We start from the raw sequence: 19,699 nt of genomic DNA on the forward strand, positions 1-19,699 counted from the left end.
GGCGACGTAGGTATTTAGGCTCAGCGGTAGCAGACCTTCTTCGCCGCTTCGACCACGCGGGCGGCGTCGATGAGGGCGGCTTTTTCGAGGTTTGCGGCATAGGGCAGCGGCACGTCTTCGTTGGTGACGCGCAGTACCGGGGCGTCGAGATCGTCGAAGCCCTTTTCCATGACGACGGCGGCGATTTCCGATGCGATCGAGCAGGTCGGCCAGCCTTCTTCGACCACGACGATGCGGTTGGTCTTTTTGAGGCTTTCCAGCACGGTCGCGGTGTCGAGCGGGCGCAGCGTGCGCAGGTCGATGACCTCCGCGTCGATCCCCTCTGCGGCCAGCGTTTCCGCGGCGTCGAGCGCAAGGCCCACGCCGATCGAATAGCTGACCAGCGTCACATCCTTGCCCGGACGCATGATCCGCGCCTTGCCGATCGGCAGGACATAGTCATCGACCTTGGGCACGTCGAAGCTGCGGCCGTAGAGCAGTTCGTTTTCCAGGAACACGACCGGGTCGGTCGAGCGAATCGCCGCCTTGAGCAGCCCCTTGGCATCAGCCGCGTCATAAGGCGCGATGACGATCAGGCCGGGGACGGCGGCATACCAGGGTGCATAATTTTGGCTATGCTGCGCGCCAACGCGGCTGGCCGCCCCGTTGGGACCACGGAACACGATCGGGCAGCGCATCTGGCCGCCGGACATATAGTTGGTCTTGGCCGCCGAGTTGATGATGTGGTCGATCGCCTGCATGGCGAAGTTGAACGTCATGAACTCGACGATCGGACGCAGGCCGCCCATCGCCGCGCCGGTGCCGATGCCGGCAAAGCCATATTCGGTGATCGGCGTGTCGATGACGCGCTTGCCGCCAAATTCATCCAGCAGACCCTGGGTGACCTTATAAGCACCCTGATATTCGGCCACTTCCTCGCCGATCACGAACACGCGCTCGTCGGCGCGCATTTCTTCGGCCATCGCGTCGCGCAGGGCTTCGCGGACCGTCGTTTTGACGAACTCGGTGCCTTCGGGCAGGTCAGGGTCGGCAACGGTCGCCTTGGCTTCCGACGCCAGCTTGGCGGTGCCGCTTTCGGCCTTCTTGGGGGCTTCGGCTTCGACCTTGGCAGGCGCAGCTGCCGCCTTCGGTGCGGGTGCTTCGTCCTCGCCCTCTTCACCGGCCATCGTCGCGATGACGGTGCCGACCTTCACGCCTTCGGACCCTTCGGCGATCATGATCTTGCCGATCTTGCCTTCATCGACAGCTTCGAATTCCATCGTCGCCTTGTCAGTCTCGATCTCGGCCAGAATGTCGCCGGACTTCACTTCGTCGCCTTCCTTCACCAGCCACTTGGCCAGCGTGCCCTCTTCCATCGTCGGCGAGAGCGCCGGCATCTTGATTTCGATACCCATTAATATTGCTCCACCAGCACGTCGGTATAGAGTTCGGCCATGTCCGGCTCAGGCGAAGATTCGGCGAAATCGGCCGCTTCGCTCACGATCTTGCGGATGTCCTGGTCGATTTTCTTGAGTTCGTCCTCACCCACGCCATGGTCGGCGAGATAGGCCTTGGCGCCCTCGATCGGGTCGGACTTGTCGCGCATCGCCTGCACTTCTTCGCGCGACCGGTACTTGGCCGGATCGGACATGGAGTGGCCGCGATAGCGGTAGGTCTTCATTTCCAGCAGGATCGGGCCATTGCCGCCCTGCACCCACTTCAACGCTTCCTCGGTCGCGCCGCGCACGGCCAGCACGTCCATGCCGTTGACCTGAATGCCGGGGATGCGGAAACTTTCGCCCCGGCGATAGAGCTGGTCTTCGGCCGAAGAACGGTTGACGCTGGTGCCCATGGCGTATTGATTATTCTCGATAACGAAAATGATCGGCAGCTTCCACAGCTCGGCCATGTTGAAGGATTCATAGACCTGGCCCTGGTTGGCCGCGCCATCACCGAAATAGGCGACGCACACGCCGCCATCGCCATTATATTTGTGCGCGAAGCCCAGGCCCGCGCCGAGCGATACCTGTGCGCCGACGATACCATGGCCGCCGAAAAATTTATGTTCGACGCTGAACATATGCATCGAACCGCCCTTGCCGCGCGAAATGCCCGCGCCACGGCCGGTCAGTTCGGCCATGATGACGTTGGGATCGATGCCATAGGCCAGCATGTGGCCATGGTCGCGATAGCCGGTGATGACGCTATCCTTGCCGGGCACCAGTGCCGACTGGATGCCGACCGCAACCGCTTCCTGGCCGATATAGAGGTGACAGAAGCCGCCGATGAGGCCCAGGCCGTACAGCTGGCCCGCTTTCTCCTCGAAGCGGCGGATGAGGACCATCTGCCGGTAGAATTCCAGCAACTCTTCCTTGCTGGGTTTATAATCGGTCGGAGTGTCGGGGCGAGGCCGGTTATGGTCCGCGCCGACCGGGCTTTTCGCCTCGGCCTCTGCGCGGGTCGGGCGCGGCGTCGTTGGTTTCGCCAAGGCTCTTATCCTCTTGCGTGGGGTAGGATGGAAGGAAGCCCGATATAGCGGCAGAGTTGCATATATTGCAACGGCGGACCCGACGGAATCCGGGCCAAAGCTATCATCTTGGGCTAATATTGGTCGCGGCGAAGGCTCAGTTGAGCGGCACGATCACTTCATCATGGTGGATAACACCAAGCTGGCGGCGGATCAGTTCGTCCGACAGATCGGGATCGACGCGGCGCGGGTTGAGCAGGTCGACCCGGTTGCGCAAGTCGGCGCGCGCTTGCTGCACCCGCTTGAGTTCCGCCTTGGCCGCGCCGAGCTGCCGCGAATAATCGCCCCAGGCGAGGATGCCGTTCGACCCCACGACGACATAGCCCGCGAAGGACAGCAGCAGAAGCAGCGCGATCGCAGGGCCAAGGGCCGAGAATAAAAGGAGACGTAGCTTCGCGATGTGCGCCATCGCCCACAAGAATCACAAGAAAAGGTCGGCCGCAAGCGAATTTTGTCGAACTTGCGGCCAACCGAAGGAAAGCCGATCAGCGGAAGATGGAGCGTCCGGCATAGACTGCGACATCGCCCAGTTCTTCCTCGATGCGGATGAGCTGGTTATATTTGGCGAGCCGGTCCGACCGCGCGAGCGAGCCGGTCTTGATCTGGCCGCAGTTGGTGGCGACCGCGAGGTCGGCGATGGTCGCGTCCTCGGTCTCGCCCGACCGGTGCGACATGACCGCGGTGTAGCGCGCGCGGTGCGCCATATCGACCGCGGCCAGCGTCTCGGTCAGCGTGCCGATCTGGTTGACCTTGACCAGCAGCGAATTGGCCAGGCCCATGTCGATGCCCATCGAAAGTCGCTTGGGGTTGGTGACGAACAGGTCGTCGCCGACCAGCTGCACCGAACCGCCGATCTTGTCGGTCAGCGCCTTCCAGCCTTCGAAATCATCCTCGCTCATGCCGTCCTCGATCGACTTGATCGGATAGTCGGCACACAGAGCGGCGAGATAGTCGGCCATTTCGACGGGGCTGAGCGACAGGCCTTCGCCCGAAATCTCGTACTTGCCGTTCTTGAAGAACTCGGTCGCGGCACAGTCGAGTGCCAGCATGACGTCGTCGCCGGGCTTGTAGCCAGCCTTCTCGACCGACAACATGATGAAGTCGAGCGCATCGCGGGTCGAGGCGATGTTGGGCGCGAAGCCGCCTTCATCACCGACCGACGTCGCCAGCCCCTTGTCGTGCAGGCCCTTCTTCAACGTATGGAAGATTTCCGACCCGATCCGCACGGCGTCGGCGATGCTTTCGGCACCCACCGGCATGATCATGAATTCCTGAAAATCGATCGGGTTGTCGGCGTGTTCGCCGCCGTTGATGATGTTCATCATTGGCACTGGCAGCACATGCGCCGACACGCCGCCGACATAGCGATAGAGCGGCAGGCCGCGCGCATCGGCAGCGGCCTTTGCCACCGCCAGGCTGACGCCCAAGATCGCGTTGGCGCCCAGGTTCGACTTATTGTCGGTGCCGTCGAGCGCGATCATCGCGGCATCGACTTCGCCCTGATCCTCGGCATCGAAGCCGATCAGTTCGCCGGCAATCTCGTCATTGACGGTGTCGACCGCTTTCAGCACGCCCTTGCCCATATAGCGGCTCTTGTCGCCGTCGCGCTTTTCCACCGCTTCATAAGCGCCGGTCGACGCGCCCGACGGCACCGCCGCGCGGCCGAAGCTGCCATCCTCCAGCATGACGTCGACTTCGACGGTGGGGTTGCCCCGGCTGTCGAAAATCTGGCGGGCGTGAATGTCGAGAATGGCGGTCATGATCGCTCCCTGCACTGACAATGGGCGGGCAACCCTGATGGCAGCCCCTCCCCTGTTTTTCCGCGCTCCGCTTAGCCAGCAGCCCGGCTATTGGCAATGCAGGGCTTGCACGCATCGGAAAAATGCCGATGGTCGAAAATGTGACGGCAACGGAACTGCATGCCGCTGCGGAGCATTTGGAATATAACCACCTGCCGCCTCGTGCGGCGCACCATGCTGCATCAAGAGGGAGATTGAGGACGATGGATGATACCCCGGTAACGCCGGCCGCCAAGCGCGGACGCCCCCCCAAGGCCAAGACCCTGGACACCGCCGCCAGCGCCGTCGCCGTGAAGGCCGAGCCGCTCAAGAAAGCCGCGACGGAAGCTGCGTCTGACGCCGCCGCTGACGTGGAAAGCACTGCAAAGGGTCTGAGCGCCCAGATCAAGCCGATCAAGGAGCAAGCCGAGAAGGCTGCCAAGGCTGCGGCCGAGAAGTTGAACGCGGTTGATTGGAAAGCCCATATCGACCCGATCAAGGAACAGGCTGGCAAGACCGCCAAGTCCGCCGCAGGCGTCGCCAAGGACAAGACTGGCACGGCCATGCAGAGCCTGTCCAAGCTGATCGCCGACACGGCCGCTACCGTCGATGCCAAGCTCGGCCCGCAATATGGCGATTATGCCCGTCAGGCCGCCGAACAGGTTGCCGGTGCAGCAGACAGCCTCGACAATAAGGATGTCGATCAGTTGATGGCCGAAGCGCGCGATTTCGTACGCAAGAGTCCGGCTGTCGCGATCGGCGCGGCCGCCGTTGTCGGCTTCGTGTTGATGCGCCTTGCCAAAGGGTCGGACGACAAGGCCTGAGGGTTTGCCTTTCCGGCTTTCCCGTCACTGAAACGAAGGGCTCCGGTTTCGGGGCGGAGGATCTATTGACACAAGAGCCAACGGAAACGGCGGTTACGCCGCACGCCGAAGGATTCGAGCCAGGCGGTCCGGAAGAGGGCGCGCGCACCGAAAGCGTGCGTGACGCCTTCGCCCGCCTGTACGCCGATGGCCGGGCCTATGCCTCGGCCGAAGCGGACAAGCAGAAACTGCGGCTCAGCATCGTCGGCGTCGGCGTTCGCAATGCGGCGGTGTTGGGACTAGTGGCGCTCATGCTCGCCTTTGCCAGCATCGTGGCGTTGCTGGTCGGTCTTGTCGTGGCCTTGTCCCGCCATCTCGACCCTTTGTGGGCGACGCTGATCGTAACCGGCGGCGGGCTGCTGGTCACGATCCTGCTGCTGCTGATGGCCAAGGGCTGCATCACCCGCATGAAGAAGGCGATCACGCCATGACGCAGGAACTCGCCTTTCGAGAGGCCTGCGCCCGCGCCGACCTGGCCCGCGCGCAGATGAAGATCAGCGCCGCGCAAGCGAAGGCGCGGATCGCGCCTGCACTTCTGATTCAGGACGCTAAGGACAAGGCGATCGACGGCGTATCTGGCGCTGTATCGAGCGCGGTAGCTCTCGGCGCAGCCAAGGCGCAGCAACGCCCCGTTGCCGTCGGTGCAGCCGCTGCCGCGTTCGCGCTTTTTCTGGCGCGGGGGCCGATCACGGCACTTTTCCAACGCTTATACGTTCGTTTCAGGAACACCCCAACAGATATGCCGGAGAATGACCATGGCTGACATTCGTGCCCAAGTGAACCGTGCCCGTGAAGCGGCGAATGACGCCGCCTCGACCGCAACCGACCGCATCCGTGAAACTACGGCCAAGGCGCGCGAAGGCGCTGGCGAACTGGTCCAGACCGGCCGCGACAAGGCGGGCATGGCCTATGGCGATGCGCGCGACAAGACGCAGCGCGCCGCAACCCGCGCCAACCAGATCGTGCAGGACCATCCGGTGGCCGCCGTTGCCGGTGCGATTGCCGTTGGTGCCGTCGTGGCCTGGATGTTCCCCAAGAGCCGCGCGATGATGAAGGCCTTGCCGGGTCTTGCCGTTACCGCCGGATCGCGGGTTGCCGAAGCGGCGCTCGCCGCCCGCGCGGCGGCCGCCGAGGGCGCTGAAACGGTGAAGACCAATGCCGCCCATGCCCTGCACAGCGCGGGCGACGCCGCTTCGCACGCGCGCGACAATCTCGCTTCGGCCGATCTGTCGGCCAAGGCGTCGAAGCTCGCCGATGACGTGACCTCGCTTGTGGCGCACCGTATTGAAGCGCTGGGCGATGCGATCAAGGCGCGGTTGCCCAAAAGCTAATCGCGACGGCGTGAAAAGCATGCCAACACGGCTTTAGTCCCCCTTGGATGGGGCGTGCGGCGCTGCTAGGGTCGCCGCCCACCCAAGGGAGATAATAAAACGCCATGAGCAAAATGCATCTGGTGCTGGGCGGTCGCGTAACCGATCCGCAGACGCTCGAATTTCAAGACCTCAGCAAAGTCGATCTGGTCGGCGTGTTTCCCGACTATGCTTCGGCAGAAAAGGCCTGGCGCGGCGCGGCGCAGCGCACGGTGGATGACGCCGAAATGCGCTATGTGATCGTGCATCTGCATCGCCTGCTGGAACCCGAACTACCCAAGGCGGACTGAAACTGGCCATAGCCGTTCCCCGGATGAAACCGGGGAGCGGCTATATTTGGTAACTAAAGCGTGATGACTTTACTCAGAACCGTTCGTCCTGAGTAGCCATTGAGCGAAGTCGAAATGGCGTATCGAAGGGTATAGGCGCAGCCGACCCTTCGATACGGGTCTTCGACAAGCTCAGCCCCTACTCAGGGCGAACGGAGTTATGCGACTTAACGTCATCATGCTCTAATCAACCGCGCGCGGCCTTTTGCGGAAGCGCCAGCGGAGCAGCGGCCGAGTCAAAGCCAGCCCGGCGAGAAAGCCGCCGATATGCGCGGCGACCGCAATCTGTCCCAGATCGCCCATGCCCCCGGCGGTGGCGAATCCGATCATCAGTTGCAGCGCGATCCAGCCGCCAGCCAGCCAAGCCAACCGCACGATATTGGCCGAAAACGGCCCAATGCGTCGTACCTGCTGCTGGCTATAGAGCAAAGCATAGGTCGCCACGACAGCCGAAATGGCCCCGCTCGCGCCGACCATAGGCCCGGTCGAACCCGGATCGATCAGCCACTGCGCCCCGCAGGCCGCATAAGCGCCCATGCCGTAGAGCAGCAGCGTCGGCCCCTTGCCCAACACATGTTCGACATGCCGCCCGCAAAAGACGAGCATCAACATATTGAAGCCGACATGCAGCCATCCGGCATGGATGAGCGTGCAGGTGAGCGGCGTCAGCCACCACGGCACCGCCGCCAGCCCCGCCAGCAGGTCGGCATCGCCCACACGCGCGGGGATGAACCCGCCCAACACGGCGGCATTGTCGATATGACCCGTCAGATACAGGATCAGGAACACGGCGAAGCTGATCGCCGCGATCCCGTTCGTCATGGGGCCAGCGGGCAATTTCACGGGATCAGATGAACTCGATTTTCTCGACCGAGTAGAATTTGTCGCCCGACGGCACCGACACCTCGACATCTTCGCCGACCGTGCGACCGATCAGCGCGCGCCCCAGTGGGCTGTTGTACGAGATCATACCTGCCTTGGCATCCGCCTCGGCCTGACCGACGATCTGATATTTGACCGGCTTGTCATCTTCATCGAGCAGGGTCACGGTCGCGCCGAACACGATCTTGTTGCCCGACAGCGTCGCGGGATCGATGATCTGCGCGCGCGACAGCTTGTCTTCCAGATCGTTGATCGTGGCCTCTACCTGGCCCTGCCGTTCCTTGGCGGCGTGATATTCCGCATTCTCGGACAGGTCGCCATGGGCGCGCGCTTCCTCGATGGCGTCCACGATGAGGGGCCGTTCGGCCTTGAGTTCGCGCAGCTGCGCATTGAGCTTTTCATAGCCCATCTGCAGCATCGGCATCTTCTCAACGGTCGCCATTTTGCAAATCCTTCGTCAAAACTTCCCTTTGGCGGCCCGAACAGCGGGCCGCCCGCAGCATGCTTCCTTGTGCAGGGGATCAGGCGTGCGACAGGGGATAATAGGACTGGAGCGAGCGCACTTCAAGGGGATGCTCCCGCAAAGCCTCGATCGCATCGGCCGCAGCGACGCTGGCGGCCGCCGTGGTGAAGCTGGCAACCTTGCCGCGCAGCGCGCTGGTGCGGATCGCCTTGCTGTCCTTCAACGACTGCCAGCCCTCGGTCGTGTTGAAGATCAACTGCACGTCGCCGTCGGTGATCTTGTCCACGATATGCGGACGCCCCTCGGCCACCTTGTTCACCTTTTCTACCGCGATGCCATGGTCCGCCAGATAATCGGCGGTGCCGCCGGTCGCGATGAGCGTGAAGCCCATATCGGCCAGCTTGCGCGCGGCGGGCAGGATCACTGGCTTGTCGCTATCCTTGAGCGAGATGAACACCGTGCCACTGGTCGGCAGCAGCGTGCCCGCACCGATCTGCGCCTTGGCAAAGGCGGTCGCAAAATTGCTATCGATTCCCATGACTTCGCCGGTGCTCTTCATTTCCGGCGACAGGACGGGATCGACACCGGGGAAGCGCCCGAACGGGAACACCGCTTCCTTGACCGCCACATGGTCGATCGCATTGCGGTCGATCTTGGGCAGGTCGCGGATCATCTCGCCCGCCATCACCCGCGCGGCGATCTTGGCGATCGGCGTACCGATCGCCTTGGCGACGAAGGGCACCGTGCGACTGGCGCGCGGGTTGACCTCGATCAGATAGACCATGCCATCCTTCACCGCGAACTGGATGTTCATGAGACCGCGCACCGACAGCGCATGGGCCAATACCTCGGTCTGCCGTTCGATCTCCGCGATGATCTCGTCGGACAGGCTGTAGGGTGGCAGCGAGCAGGCGCTATCGCCCGAATGGACGCCGGCCTCCTCGATATGCTGCAACACGCCCGCGACCACGACATCTTCGCCATCACACAGCGCATCGACATCGACCTCGATCGCGTCGCGCAGATATTGGTCGATCAGCACCGGCGATTCGCCCGACACTTGGACGGCGGTGGTGATATATTCCTCCAGCTGCGCCTGTCCGTCGACAATCTCCATCGCCCGGCCACCCAGCACATAGCTCGGCCGCATCAGCACCGGATAGCCGATGCGGTTGGCGACCGCGATCGCCTCCTCGCGGCTGCGCGCGATGCCATTGGCGGGCTGACGCAGCTTGAGCTTGTCGATCAGCGCGGCGAACCGCTCGCGATCTTCGGCCAGGTCGATCGCGTCGGGCGAGGTGCCCAGGATGGGGATGCCCGCATCCTCCAGCGCCTGCGCCAGCTTGAGCGGGGTCTGCCCGCCAAACTGCACGATCACGCCCTTGAGCGTCCCGTTGGTCATTTCGACGGCCAGGATTTCCAGCACATCCTCGGCGGTCAGCGGCTCGAAATAGAGCCGGTCCGACGTGTCATAGTCGGTCGACACCGTTTCCGGGTTGCAGTTGACCATGATCGTCTCATAGCCCGCCTCCGACAGCGCGAAGCAGGCATGGACGCAGCAATAGTCGAACTCGATCCCCTGCCCGATCCGGTTCGGCCCGCCGCCCAGAATCACGACCTTTTCGCGTGTCGTCGGCGCGGATTCATTCTCCGCCTCACCGAATATCGGCGCTTCGTAGGTCGAATACATATAGGGCGTCTTGGCCGCGAACTCGGCGGCGCAGGTGTCGATGCGCTTAAATACCGGCCGCACGCCCAGCTTATGGCGCAGCTTGCGCACCTCCGCTTCGGTTACGCCGCCGGTCATCGCCTTGACCGCGTCGTGGATCAGGCCCGACCCGCGCGCGATGCCCCGCTCCATGCCGCGCAAATTGGCGGATTTGAGCGCCAGATAAGCGAGCCGCTTGTCGGAAAAGCCCATAGACTTGAGGTGCCGCATGCCATCGGCATCGCGCGGCAGGCCGTTTTCCAGCACCTGCGCTTCGGCCTCGACGATTTCCTTGATCCGCTCCAGGAACCAGGGATCGAATTTGGCGATGTTGTGGATTTCCGCGACGGTCAGCCCTTCGCGCAACGCCTGCGCCGCGACCAGCAGCCGGTCGGGCGTCGGCTGCGCCAGGGCCGCGACGATGTCGTCCTTGGGCGCGCCCGCCAGATGATCGACATCGTTGAAGCCGCACAGCCCGGTTTCGAGGCCCCGCAGCGCCTTTTGCATCGATTCATGGATGTTGCGGCCGATCGCCATCACTTCGCCGACCGACTTCATCGCGGTGCCCAGCAGCGGCTCAGCACCCTTGAACTTCTCGAACGCGAAGCGCGGGATCTTGGTCACGACATAGTCGATCGTCGGTTCGAACGAGGCCGGGGTCGCCCCGGTAATGTCATTCTCGATCTCGTCGAGCGTATAGCCCACCGCCAGCTTCGCCGCGACCTTGGCGATCGGGAAGCCGGTCGCCTTGGACGCCAGCGCCGACGAGCGCGACACGCGCGGGTTCATCTCGATCACGACCAGGCGCCCATCCTTGGGATTGACCGCGAACTGTACGTTGGAACCGCCTGTTTCCACGCCGATTTCACGCAGCACCGCAATGGATGCGTTGCGCATGATCTGATATTCCTTGTCGGTCAGCGTCAGCGCCGGGGCGACGGTGATGCTGTCGCCGGTATGGACGCCCATCGGGTCCACATTCTCGATCGAACAGATGATGATGCAATTGTCGTTGCGATCCCGCACGACCTCCATCTCATATTCTTTCCAACCGAGCAGCGACTCTTCGATCAGCACTTCGGTCGTCGGCGACGCATCCAGCCCGCCGCGCACGATGGTCATGAACTCATCGCGATTATAGGCAATGCCCCCGCCCGTGCCGCCCATGGTGAAGCTAGGCCGGATAATCGAGGGAAGCCCTGTAAACTCCAGCCCTTCCAGCGCCTCTTCCATCGTATGCGCGATACGCGAGCGCGCCGATTCCAGCCCGATCTTGTCCATCGCGTCGCGGAACTTGATCCGGTCCTCCGCCTTGTCGATCGCCTCGGCATCCGCGCCGATCATCTGGACGCCGTACTTCTCCAGCGTCCCGTCGTTGAACAGCGCCAGCGCCGTGTTCAGCGCCGTCTGCCCGCCCATCGTCGGCAACACCGCATCCGGCCGCTCCTTCTCGATGATCTTCGCCACGATTTCGGGCGTGATCGGCTCGACATAGGTCGCGTCGGCAAATTCCGGGTCGGTCATGATCGTCGCCGGGTTGGAATTGACGAGGATGATGCGATAGCCCTCCTCCTTCAACGCCTTGACCGCCTGCGTGCCCGAATAATCGAACTCGCACGCCTGGCCGATGATGATCGGGCCAGCGCCGATGATGAGGATGGAGGAGATGTCGGTGCGTTTGGGCATTGTTTAGAGTGCTCTCATTGAATAGGTTGATTGCAATGCAATCATGGGAGACGGGCGATGGGTAGCGTTACGATCCGCAACATCGATGATGCCGTTAAGGAAGGCGCTCGATTGTCCGCGGCGAAAAATGGGCGTTCGCTGGAAGCCGAACTGCGAATTTTGCTCGAACAGACTTATGCGCCGACGGCACCCGATGCCGCGCAAATTCGCGATCTGACGGGCGACGACTGGGTTCATGACCTGATTGCGATTGCAGGCGGCGCAGGACTTGAACTGCCGCCTCGGCAAGATCATCCCGCTGATCGCGAGATTTTTGGTGCTGATTGACACGAACGTCTGGAGCGAACTCGCCCGGCCCAGACCGGAGCCCAAGGTGATCGCCTTTCTGGCCGCCAATCGCGCAAATTGCACATTATCCACCATCGTATTAGCAGAAATGGAATATGGCATCGCCAAAGCGATCGACGCCACGCATCGGTCGCGCCTTATCGCCTTCAGAAACCGGATCGAAACACTATTGATCGACCGGATCATAAAGCCCGATGAGGCAACAGCCGTTGTATGGGGACGCCTGAAGGCCGAACTGGAACGCGCCGGACAGATAATCGCAGACATGGACCTGCTGATCGCATCGCAAGCGATCGCGGCCGGTATACCAGTCGTCACCCGCAACGTATCAGACTTCGCCCGGACAGGTGCCGCCATCATCAATCCTTGGGAGCCATGAGCGCCTGCGCGCGCGAACAATCAATCTCGCACGCCTGGCCGATGATGATCTGACCAATGCCGATGATGAGGATAGAGGAGATGTCAGTGCGTTTGGGCATTAATTCTTCTTCGCCTTTAGGAATTCGATAATTCCATCAATAGTTGCGCAGCCTTCCGGGCTGCTTGCGTTCATAATGTTGACGCCAGCACTTACAATTGGCCCTTTTTTGGGTTCGAAGGACCAGCCGAGGAAAGTCATCTTTGCAGCGCTGGCTACCTCAAGCATCCTAGGCAGCCTGTCGTTCAACCAAGTGTTTGTAGGATAAACGCTTTCCCAAGCCTCCACACCGGCGCTGCCCCCGATTCCATCAATTTCGACATCGAATGGCATGGCGTCGAAAATCGGCTTAGAAAGCTGGACGCATTCAGCAGCTTCACCCCAGCGATCATTCTCTTCATCGGCGGGGCAGAAGAAATGATAGCAGACATGGCAGGTTGCCGGATCAATCGCACCGAGCGCATCGATCTTCGATAACGCCGCCTTACCGACCTCCAATAGATGGTCTAACGAGGTTGCAGCAGCACTCAATGCACCGCCCCCGTCCGGGCCTCGCACCCCCAACCGTCATACTCAACGCCGCACAATATCTCGATCTGCAGGCATTTCTTGGTCAAGGCCTTGATCGACGCCTCATCCACCGCCTGTTCGCATTCCAGGAACAGGAACAGGTCGCCATCTTCATCCTCTTCGCGGTCGAGTTCGACCATGCCGAACTGGCTGGCGATTTCCAGGACGCGGTCGAAATCCTTGTCATTGCCCTTGAAGCTGACGTCCACGGCGCGCGGGATCATCGGCTTGTCGCCATTGGCGGCAAGGTTGGCGAGGACTTCGCGGTCCGCTTCCCATTCGGCGGCGAGGCGGGCTTCATCGACGGGGGGCAGCTTGATGCTCACGCCGTCACCGGCTTTTTCAGGCCATCGACGAACCGCTGGAACAGGTAGAAACTATCCTGCGGCCCCGGCGAGGCTTCGGGGTGATATTGCACCGAAAAGGCGTTCTTGTCAGTCAGTTCGATGCCGCAATTGCTGCCGTCGAACAGCGACACATGGGTCGTGCGGACATTAGCGGGCAAGGTCTCGGCATCGACCGCAAAGCCATGGTTCATCGACGTGATCTCGACCAGGCCATCGCTCAGCCGCTTGACCGGATGGTTCGCGCCGCGATGACCCTGATGCATCTTGATCGTCTTGGCGCCCACCGCCAGCCCCAGCAATTGATGGCCAAGGCAGATGCCGAAGATCGGCACGTCGCGCGCCAGCAGCGCCGCGATCACCGGCACGGCATAGGTGCCGGTCGCTGCCGGATCGCCTGGGCCATTGGAGAGGAACACGCCATCAGGAGCGAGACCCATGATCTGCTCGACCGTCGCCGTCGCGGGCAACACGGTGACGCGCGCGCCGGCCTGCACCAGATTGCGGAAGATGTTGTTCTTCGCGCCATAATCGATCGCCACGACATGCGGCGCGCCTTCACCCACGGCGTTCAGGCCATAGCCCTTGCCCAGCGTCCAGCCGCCATCCTGCCACAGCCGCGTTTCCTGCCCCGTGACTTCGATGGCGAGGTCCATGCCCTCCAGCCCCGGCCAGCCCGCCGCCTTCGCCGCCAGCGCGGCAAGGTCGAACGCGCCATCGGGGTCATGCGCGATCACGATATTGGGCGCGCCCTTCTCGCGGATCATCCGGGTCAGCGCGCGGGTATCGACCCCGGCGAGGCCAATGCGGCCATTGTCGGCCATCCACTGGTCGAACGGCATGACATTGCGGAAGTTGGACGGTGCGGTCACATCCTCGCGCACGACGCAGCCCAGCGCATAGGGGCTGGTCGCCTCGACATCGTCCAGATTGGTGCCGACATTGCCGATATGGGGGAAGGTGAAGGTGATGACCTGGCCCGCATAGCTGGGGTCGGTCATGATCTCCTGATAGCCGGTGATCGCCGTGTTGAAGCAGAGTTCGCCCACCGCATCGCCGACAGCACCGAAGCCGCGCCCGAACACGGCACTGCCATCGGCAAAAACCACGACCCCGGTCGCTCCTTTGGGCACGGTAAGGGTCTTGGCGTCAGCCATGAGATCAGCGTCCTTTTTTGCGTTGGCTTTGGAACCCGTCTGATGCGGGTTAAACGGCCGGTCACCTATGCCTGTGCGCGCTTGGGGTCAACGTCTGTTAAAAATCTCTTTTCGCATTATATCTGTCGCTTTCCGCAAAGACACGAGGATTCGCTTCGCAATGATTCGCGAGCAGATAAAGAGCGCCCAGATCACCGCCATGAAAGCAGGCGACAAGGAACGCCTCGCCGCCGTGCGCCTCATCCTGGCCAAGCTCAAGGACCGCGACATCGAACTGCGCACCTCATCGAGCATGCCCGACGATGACGCCACCGTGGTCGAAGTGCTGCAAAAGATGGTCAAGCAACGCCGCGAGTCGATCGAAATGTTCACCAGCGGCGGCCGCGACGAACTGGCGGCCAAGGAACAGGTCGAACTGGACGTCATCGAAAGCTTCCTGCCGACGCAGTTGAGCGAGGACGAGACCAGGGCGGCGATCGACGCGATCAAGGCGGAAGTCGGTGCCGCGAGCTTGAAGGATATGGGCAAGGTCATGGCCGTGCTGAAGGAACGCCACGGCAGCGTGATCGACATGAGCAAGGCCAGCGGCATGGTGAAAGCGGCCTTGGGCTGACTTGAAAGCCCCTCCCTTTCAAGGGAGGGGTTGGGGTGGGTGATGGCGCTACGCATCAATGCCAGACTAGGCCAATATGCCCGCGACATGCGCCGCGAACCCACCGACTATGAACGCCGCCTCTGGAGCGCCCTGCGCGCATCCCAACTGGGCGGCTTCAAATTTCGACGCCAGGCGGTGGTGGAGCCTTATATCTGCGACTTCCTTTGCCCGTCGATCGGCCTGATTGTCGAAGTCGACGATGATCGGCACGATCCAATCAAGGACAGGGACCGCGATTTCGATCTTGCCCATCAAGGCTATCTGGTGTTGCGCTTTTCCAATGCGGATGTGCGCGACAATATGGAAGGGGTGCTGAGCGTCATTCTTGATCGGGCGAATGCCTTGCCGCCAAGGCAGAAGATCACCCACCCCAACCCCTCCCTAAGTAGGGAGGGGCTTTAATGCCTCGTGTCTCGACTTCGCTCGACACGAACGGATGTGGTGCGTCATCGCGGGAGGGGAGATTTTGAGTCTAACCCCCGCCTTTCTCGACGAACTGCGCATGCGCACGTCGCTGTCCACGCTCATCGGCCGCACCATCAAGGTGCAGAAGGCCGGGCGCGAATATAAGGCCTGCTGCCCGTTCCATAACGAAAAGACGCCCAGTTTCACGATCAACGATGAAAAGGGCTTCTACCATTGTTTCGGCTGCGGGGCGCATGGTGATGCCATCCGCTGGATGACCGATCAGCGCGGCCTGCCCTTCATGGAAGCGGTGAAGGAACTGGCGCAGGCGGCGGGGATGGATGTGCCCGCGCCCGATCCGCGCGCCGCCAAACGCGCCGAAGCGGCCAAAGGCCTGCACGACGCCATGGCCGCCGCGCAGGATTTCTTCGCCGCCCAACTCGACGCGATCGAGGGGGCGGAGGCGCGCGCCTACCTCGGCAAGCGCGGCATCAGCGACGCCACCCGCCGCGCCTTCGGCTTTGGCTATTCGCCCGACAGTCGCGGGCGGCTGCGCACCGCGCTCAAGGAGTTCGGCGATCCGATGCTGGTCGAAGCGGGCCTGCTGATCGATCCCGACGCCGCCGAACCGGACAGTGACCGGGCCAAGAAGCGCGATCCCTATGATCGGTTCCGGGGTCGCCTGATGCTGCCGATCCGCGACATTCGCGGGAGGACCATTGCCTTTGGCGGACGGATATTGGGTCAGGGCGAGCCCAAATATCTCAATTCTCCCGACACACCGCTGTTCGACAAGGGCCGCACCCTCTACAATATCGACCGCGCCTCCCCCGCCAGTCGCCAGACCGGCCGGGTCATCGTGGTCGAAGGCTATATGGACGTGATCGCGCTCGCACAGGCCGGCTTTGGCGATGCCGTCGCGCCGCTCGGCACCGCGCTGACCGAACATCAGATCGAACGGCTGTGGAAGATGGTGGAGGTGCCTATCCTCTGCTTCGATGGCGACTCGGCGGGGCAGAAGGCCGCGATCCGTGCCGCCACCCGCGCCCTGCCCCTGCTGCGTCCCGGCCACAGCCTCGCCTTCGCCACCCTGCCCCAGGGCCAGGATCCCGACGACCTGCTGCGCGCCAGCGGTTCGACTGCTATGGACGCGGTGCTGGACGCCGCGCAGCCGCTGGTGGATCGGCTGTGGAGCCATGAGCAGAGCATCGCCCCGCTCGATACGCCGGAACAGAAGGCCGCGCTCAAGCAGCGGCTGCGCGTCATCACCGACGCGATCGCGGACCCCGATGTCCGCGCCCATTATGCCCACGCCTTTCGCGAACGCTATGACGCGCTCTTCTTCGCCCGCCCCGCCTTCACACCCACGGCGCGCGGCGGCGGCGGCGGCAACAGCGCCGCCCGCTGGCAACGCGACAAGCGCGGTAACTGGAAAGCGCCGATCGGCCCGGCGGGCCATGAGGTCCGCGCCATCGGCGCGAGCGGCATGGAACAGCGGCTCTTGCGCGCGATTCTGGCCGGCCTTTTGCGCCATCCCGACCAGATTGCGCTGCATCGCGAGACGCTGGCGGGCCTGCCGATCGGCGATCCCATCCTCGCCCGGCTGGCCGATTCGATGATTAGTGCGTCACTACGCAAAGAAACTGTTGAAACACAGGGCCTCCTTACCATATTGGGGGCAGGTGAAGTGTATAATATGGCTAAAGGGATGCTCCGGGCCGACACGTTCACACTCACCCCTCACAAGATGACCGCTGACCCGGATCGCCTTGCGCGCGATCTGGAGGAGGCCATTCGGGTGATGGCGCAGGGACCGGAGCTTGAGGCAGCGCTGGCGGAGGCGACACGGCGGTTCAAGAGCGACGTCAGCGAGGAAAATCTCGCTGAGCAACAGCGCTTGCTGGCGCTCAAGGCCGACCATGACCGTCGACTGGCGGAACTGGCGCAGCCCGAAGACATTGTTTGAACGAGCCGTTCCCTCGCGGGGCGGCAAGGTTTGAACGAAACGTCCCTTTGGCGGACGATGCATTGGAATTGATCGCTCCCGCCAGAGGGAGCGGCGGAGTTAAGGCGAATAGATGGCGACCAAGGCGAACAGCAAGAATGCGGCGGGTGCAGGCGATGGTGGGGATGAAGGTGGCGATGCGCCCCTGCTCGACCTCAACGAAGCCTCGGTCAAGAAGCTGCTCGCCCGCGCCAAAAAGCGTGGCTACATCACCTATGACGAGCTGAACAACGCCCTGCCGCAGGACCAGATGTCCTCCGAGCAGATCGAAGATGTCATGTCCGCGCTCAACGACATGGGCGTCAACATCGTCGAAAATGAAGAAGCCAACGAAGATGGCGAGGACCAGCAGCGCGAGGACGACAACGACGACGCCAATGAGGCGGCGGACGATGACGATGGCTCGCCGCGCCTGGTCACCGAAAAGAAGAAGGAAACGGTCGATCGCACCGACGATCCCGTTCGCATGTATCTGCGCGAAATGGGCGCGGTGGAGTTGCTCAGCCGTGAGGGCGAAATCGCCATCGCCAAGCGGATCGAGGCCGGTCGCGACACCATGATCCTGGGTCTGTGCGAAAGCCCGACCACCTTCAACGCGATCATCGAATGGTCGACCGCGCTCAACAATGGCGAAATGCAGCTGCGCGAGATTCTCGATCTCGACGCCATGCTGTCCAAAGACCCTGCCCCGGAAAGCCTGGAGGAGGGCGCCGAGGATGATGATGGCGAGATCAGCGAGAAGACCGCTGGTCCGAGCTTCAAGGAAGAAGAAGAGCCGGAGGAGGAATCCGCCGACGCCGACGAGGATGAGGACGGCACCGAACGCCGCACCCGCCGCGTCGAAGAGGAAGAGGAGGAGGACAACACCCTCTCCCTCGCTCAGATGGAAGAGACGCTCAAGCCGATCGCGCTGGAGAAGTTCGCCACCATCACCGAAATCTTCCGCGCCTTTTCGGCCATTCAATCGTCGCGCATGCTCGCCATGGGCACCGGCGAAGTGCTGAGCCAGAAGGATGAGGATGATTATCAGGAGTTGCGCGAAAGCCTGACCGCGCAGGTCGAAAGCGTCCAGTTCCATCAGCAGAAGATCGAATATCTGGTCGATCAACTCTATGCCTATAACCGTCGCTTGACCGCGCTGGGCGGGCAGATGCTGCGCCTGGCCGAGCGCCACAAGGTCAGCCGCAAGGATTTCCTCGACCGCTACGTCAATTTCGAACTGGACGATGCCTGGCTCGACCGGGTCAGCGGCATCGACAAGAAATGGGCCGCCTTCGCCGCCGCGGAAGCGCGCGCGGTCGAACGCATCCGCAACGAAGTCAGCGAAATCGCGCAGGCCACCGGCATGTCGCTCGGCGAATTCCGCCGCATCGTCAACATGGTGCAAAAGGGCGAACGCGAAGCGCGCATCGCCAAGAAGGAAATGGTCGAAGCCAATCTGCGCCTCGTCATCTCGATCGCCAAAAAATACACCAATCGCGGCCTGCAATTTCTGGATCTCATTCAGGAAGGCAATATCGGCCTGATGAAGGCGGTCGATAAGTTCGAATATCGCCGCGGCTACAAGTTCAGCACCTATGCGACCTGGTGGATCCGGCAGGCGATCACCCGCTCGATCGCCGATCAGGCGCGCACCATCCGCATCCCGGTCCATATGATCGAGACGATCAACAAGCTGGTGCGCACCAGCCGCCAGTTCCTGCACGAGCAGGGCCGCGAACCGACCCCGGAAGAGATGGCCGAGCGCCTCTCCATGCCGCTGGAGAAGGTGCGCAAGGTGATGAAGATCGCCAAGGAGCCGATCTCCCTCGAAACGCCGATCGGCGACGAGGAAGATAGTCACCTCGGCGATTTCATCGAGGACAAGAATGCCATCATCCCCGTGGATGCCGCGATCCAAGCGAACCTCAAGGAAACGGTCACCCGCGTCCTCGCCAGCCTAACCCCGCGCGAAGAGCGCGTGCTGCGCATGCGTTTCGGTATCGGCATGAACACCGATCATACGCTGGAAGAGGTCGGGCAGCAGTTCAGCGTGACCCGCGAGCGCATCCGTCAGATCGAAGCGAAGGCGCTGCGCAAGCTCAAACACCCTTCGCGCAGCCGCAAGATGCGCAGCTTCCTCGACCAATAATCTGCCGCTTTTCAGCGACATGAAAATGGGCGGCCCGCGGGTCGCCCTTTTTTATGTCGGCGTAAACCGCTTCTTTACCCC

At 62.3% G+C, this 19,699-nt stretch carries 21 protein-coding genes; 11 read left to right on the forward strand and 10 right to left on the reverse strand.

Annotated elements, in window-relative coordinates:
* Positions 1-20: 20 nt before the first annotated feature.
* The 4 genes from OVY48_RS21615 to eno all read right to left on the reverse strand — a co-directional run bounded on the left by OVY48_RS21615 (position 21) and on the right by eno (position 4,266).
* Entirely contained in the window at positions 21-1,394 is a 1,374-nt protein-coding gene (locus OVY48_RS21615; RefSeq protein ID WP_313924398.1) for a pyruvate dehydrogenase complex E1 component subunit beta, read from the reverse strand.
* Positions 1,394-2,467: a pyruvate dehydrogenase (acetyl-transferring) E1 component subunit alpha gene (gene pdhA, locus OVY48_RS21620; protein ID WP_313924399.1), complete on the reverse strand. Its 1,074-nt coding sequence runs from the start codon at positions 2,465-2,467 to the stop codon at positions 1,394-1,396. Before pdhA ends, OVY48_RS21615 begins: the two co-directional genes overlap by 1 nt.
* 136 nt (positions 2,468-2,603) lie before the next feature.
* Positions 2,604-2,915, reverse strand: a complete 312-nt coding sequence (locus tag OVY48_RS21625) for an FtsB family cell division protein (protein WP_037473378.1) — start codon at positions 2,913-2,915, stop codon at positions 2,604-2,606.
* A 76-nt stretch (positions 2,916-2,991) separates the two neighbouring features.
* A complete protein-coding gene (gene eno / locus OVY48_RS21630) occupies positions 2,992-4,266 on the reverse strand; it encodes a phosphopyruvate hydratase (protein WP_037473376.1) in 1,275 nt (424 codons plus the stop codon).
* Between the two features lie 242 nt (positions 4,267-4,508).
* Here eno and OVY48_RS21635 point away from each other — a divergent pair, with 242 nt between their 5' ends.
* The 5 genes from OVY48_RS21635 (at position 4,509) to OVY48_RS21655 (ending at position 6,807) form a co-directional block, all read left to right on the forward strand.
* On the forward strand, positions 4,509-5,108 hold the full coding sequence (locus OVY48_RS21635) for a hypothetical protein (RefSeq protein ID WP_313924400.1): 600 nt from the start codon (positions 4,509-4,511) through the stop codon (positions 5,106-5,108).
* Between the two features lie 65 nt (positions 5,109-5,173).
* Positions 5,174-5,578 carry a phage holin family protein gene (locus OVY48_RS21640; protein ID WP_313924401.1) on the forward strand — a complete coding sequence of 135 codons (405 nt, stop codon included), beginning with the start codon at positions 5,174-5,176 and terminating at the stop codon, positions 5,576-5,578.
* Positions 5,575-5,910, forward strand: a complete 336-nt coding sequence (locus OVY48_RS21645; protein WP_313924402.1) for a hypothetical protein — start codon at positions 5,575-5,577, stop codon at positions 5,908-5,910. The genes OVY48_RS21640 and OVY48_RS21645 overlap by 4 nt, the downstream gene beginning before the upstream one ends.
* Complete coding sequence (locus tag OVY48_RS21650) at positions 5,903-6,478, forward strand: DUF883 family protein (protein WP_096062087.1); 576 nt, start codon at positions 5,903-5,905, stop codon at positions 6,476-6,478. The genes OVY48_RS21645 and OVY48_RS21650 overlap by 8 nt, the downstream gene beginning before the upstream one ends.
* A 104-nt stretch (positions 6,479-6,582) precedes the next feature.
* A complete protein-coding gene (locus tag OVY48_RS21655; RefSeq protein WP_037473495.1) occupies positions 6,583-6,807 on the forward strand; it encodes a DUF4170 domain-containing protein in 225 nt (74 codons plus the stop codon).
* Between the two features lie 222 nt (positions 6,808-7,029).
* Here the strand turns inward: OVY48_RS21655 and OVY48_RS21660 are convergent, their stop codons facing one another.
* From OVY48_RS21660 to carB, 3 genes are all read right to left on the reverse strand, one after another.
* Positions 7,030-7,668: a rhomboid family intramembrane serine protease gene (locus tag OVY48_RS21660; RefSeq protein WP_313924403.1), complete on the reverse strand. Its 639-nt coding sequence runs from the start codon at positions 7,666-7,668 to the stop codon at positions 7,030-7,032.
* A 25-nt stretch (positions 7,669-7,693) separates the two neighbouring features.
* The gene (gene greA / locus OVY48_RS21665) at positions 7,694-8,170 is read right to left on the reverse strand and encodes a transcription elongation factor GreA (protein WP_037473492.1); all 477 of its coding nucleotides are present in this window, start codon (positions 8,168-8,170) and stop codon (positions 7,694-7,696) included.
* 79 nt (positions 8,171-8,249) lie between these two features.
* On the reverse strand, positions 8,250-11,585 hold the full coding sequence (carB, locus tag OVY48_RS21670) for a carbamoyl-phosphate synthase large subunit (protein ID WP_313924404.1): 3,336 nt from the start codon (positions 11,583-11,585) through the stop codon (positions 8,250-8,252).
* A 57-nt stretch (positions 11,586-11,642) separates the two neighbouring features.
* Between carB and OVY48_RS21675 the strand changes: the two genes are divergently transcribed.
* Both OVY48_RS21675 and OVY48_RS21680 read left to right on the forward strand, forming a co-directional pair.
* Positions 11,643-11,912, forward strand: a complete 270-nt coding sequence (locus OVY48_RS21675) for a FitA-like ribbon-helix-helix domain-containing protein (protein ID WP_037473490.1) — start codon at positions 11,643-11,645, stop codon at positions 11,910-11,912.
* A gap of 46 nt (positions 11,913-11,958) precedes the next feature.
* Positions 11,959-12,312 carry a type II toxin-antitoxin system VapC family toxin gene (locus tag OVY48_RS21680; RefSeq protein WP_409593725.1) on the forward strand — a complete coding sequence of 118 codons (354 nt, stop codon included), beginning with the start codon at positions 11,959-11,961 and terminating at the stop codon, positions 12,310-12,312.
* A gap of 99 nt (positions 12,313-12,411) precedes the next feature.
* Here the strand turns inward: OVY48_RS21680 and OVY48_RS21685 are convergent, their stop codons facing one another.
* The 3 genes from OVY48_RS21685 to carA are packed head-to-tail and all read right to left on the reverse strand — an operon-like array spanning position 12,412 to position 14,422.
* Complete coding sequence (locus OVY48_RS21685) at positions 12,412-12,882, reverse strand: hypothetical protein (protein ID WP_313924405.1); 471 nt, start codon at positions 12,880-12,882, stop codon at positions 12,412-12,414.
* Entirely contained in the window at positions 12,879-13,247 is a 369-nt protein-coding gene (locus OVY48_RS21690; protein WP_037473487.1) for a ribonuclease E inhibitor RraB, read from the reverse strand. Before OVY48_RS21690 ends, OVY48_RS21685 begins: the two co-directional genes overlap by 4 nt.
* Positions 13,244-14,422: a glutamine-hydrolyzing carbamoyl-phosphate synthase small subunit gene (carA, locus tag OVY48_RS21695; protein ID WP_313924406.1), complete on the reverse strand. Its 1,179-nt coding sequence runs from the start codon at positions 14,420-14,422 to the stop codon at positions 13,244-13,246. Before carA ends, OVY48_RS21690 begins: the two co-directional genes overlap by 4 nt.
* Positions 14,423-14,582: 160 nt before the next feature.
* Between carA and OVY48_RS21700 the strand changes: the two genes are divergently transcribed.
* From OVY48_RS21700 to rpoD, 4 genes are all read left to right on the forward strand, one after another.
* On the forward strand, positions 14,583-15,035 hold the full coding sequence (locus OVY48_RS21700; RefSeq protein WP_313924407.1) for a GatB/YqeY domain-containing protein: 453 nt from the start codon (positions 14,583-14,585) through the stop codon (positions 15,033-15,035).
* A gap of 42 nt (positions 15,036-15,077) precedes the next feature.
* A complete protein-coding gene (locus OVY48_RS21705) occupies positions 15,078-15,479 on the forward strand; it encodes an endonuclease domain-containing protein (protein ID WP_313924408.1) in 402 nt (133 codons plus the stop codon).
* A gap of 64 nt (positions 15,480-15,543) precedes the next feature.
* On the forward strand, positions 15,544-17,448 hold the full coding sequence (dnaG, locus tag OVY48_RS21710) for a DNA primase (RefSeq protein ID WP_313924409.1): 1,905 nt from the start codon (positions 15,544-15,546) through the stop codon (positions 17,446-17,448).
* A 112-nt stretch (positions 17,449-17,560) separates the two neighbouring features.
* Positions 17,561-19,618 carry an RNA polymerase sigma factor RpoD gene (rpoD, locus tag OVY48_RS21715; protein WP_313924410.1) on the forward strand — a complete coding sequence of 686 codons (2,058 nt, stop codon included), beginning with the start codon at positions 17,561-17,563 and terminating at the stop codon, positions 19,616-19,618.
* Positions 19,619-19,699: the final 81 nt, after the last annotated feature.

This window comes from Sphingobium sp. SA2 (genome assembly GCF_032227065.1).
In the GTDB taxonomy this organism is placed as follows: Bacteria; Pseudomonadota; Alphaproteobacteria; order Sphingomonadales; family Sphingomonadaceae; genus Sphingobium.

Excerpts from the sequence above, each read along its gene's own strand:
- OVY48_RS21615 (WP_313924398.1), bottom strand. The coding sequence starts at position 1,394 with ATGGGTATCGAAATCAAGATGCCGGCGCTCTCGCCGACGATGGAAGAG.
- OVY48_RS21625 (WP_037473378.1), bottom strand. The coding sequence starts at position 2,915 with ATGGCGCACATCGCGAAGCTACGTCTCCTTTTATTCTCGGCCCTTGGC.
- eno (WP_037473376.1), bottom strand. The coding sequence starts at position 4,266 with ATGACCGCCATTCTCGACATTCACGCCCGCCAGATTTTCGACAGCCGG.
- OVY48_RS21635 (WP_313924400.1), top strand. The coding sequence starts at position 4,509 with ATGGATGATACCCCGGTAACGCCGGCCGCCAAGCGCGGACGCCCCCCC.
- OVY48_RS21645 (WP_313924402.1), top strand. The coding sequence starts at position 5,575 with ATGACGCAGGAACTCGCCTTTCGAGAGGCCTGCGCCCGCGCCGACCTG.
- OVY48_RS21650 (WP_096062087.1), top strand. The coding sequence starts at position 5,903 with ATGGCTGACATTCGTGCCCAAGTGAACCGTGCCCGTGAAGCGGCGAAT.
- OVY48_RS21655 (WP_037473495.1), top strand. The coding sequence starts at position 6,583 with ATGAGCAAAATGCATCTGGTGCTGGGCGGTCGCGTAACCGATCCGCAG.
- OVY48_RS21660 (WP_313924403.1), bottom strand. The coding sequence starts at position 7,668 with ATGACGAACGGGATCGCGGCGATCAGCTTCGCCGTGTTCCTGATCCTG.
- greA (WP_037473492.1), bottom strand. The coding sequence starts at position 8,170 with ATGGCGACCGTTGAGAAGATGCCGATGCTGCAGATGGGCTATGAAAAG.
- carB (WP_313924404.1), bottom strand. The coding sequence starts at position 11,585 with ATGCCCAAACGCACCGACATCTCCTCCATCCTCATCATCGGCGCTGGC.
- OVY48_RS21675 (WP_037473490.1), top strand. The coding sequence starts at position 11,643 with ATGGGTAGCGTTACGATCCGCAACATCGATGATGCCGTTAAGGAAGGC.
- carA (WP_313924406.1), bottom strand. The coding sequence starts at position 14,422 with ATGGCTGACGCCAAGACCCTTACCGTGCCCAAAGGAGCGACCGGGGTC.
- OVY48_RS21700 (WP_313924407.1), top strand. The coding sequence starts at position 14,583 with ATGATTCGCGAGCAGATAAAGAGCGCCCAGATCACCGCCATGAAAGCA.
- OVY48_RS21705 (WP_313924408.1), top strand. The coding sequence starts at position 15,078 with ATGGCGCTACGCATCAATGCCAGACTAGGCCAATATGCCCGCGACATG.
- rpoD (WP_313924410.1), top strand. The coding sequence starts at position 17,561 with ATGGCGACCAAGGCGAACAGCAAGAATGCGGCGGGTGCAGGCGATGGT.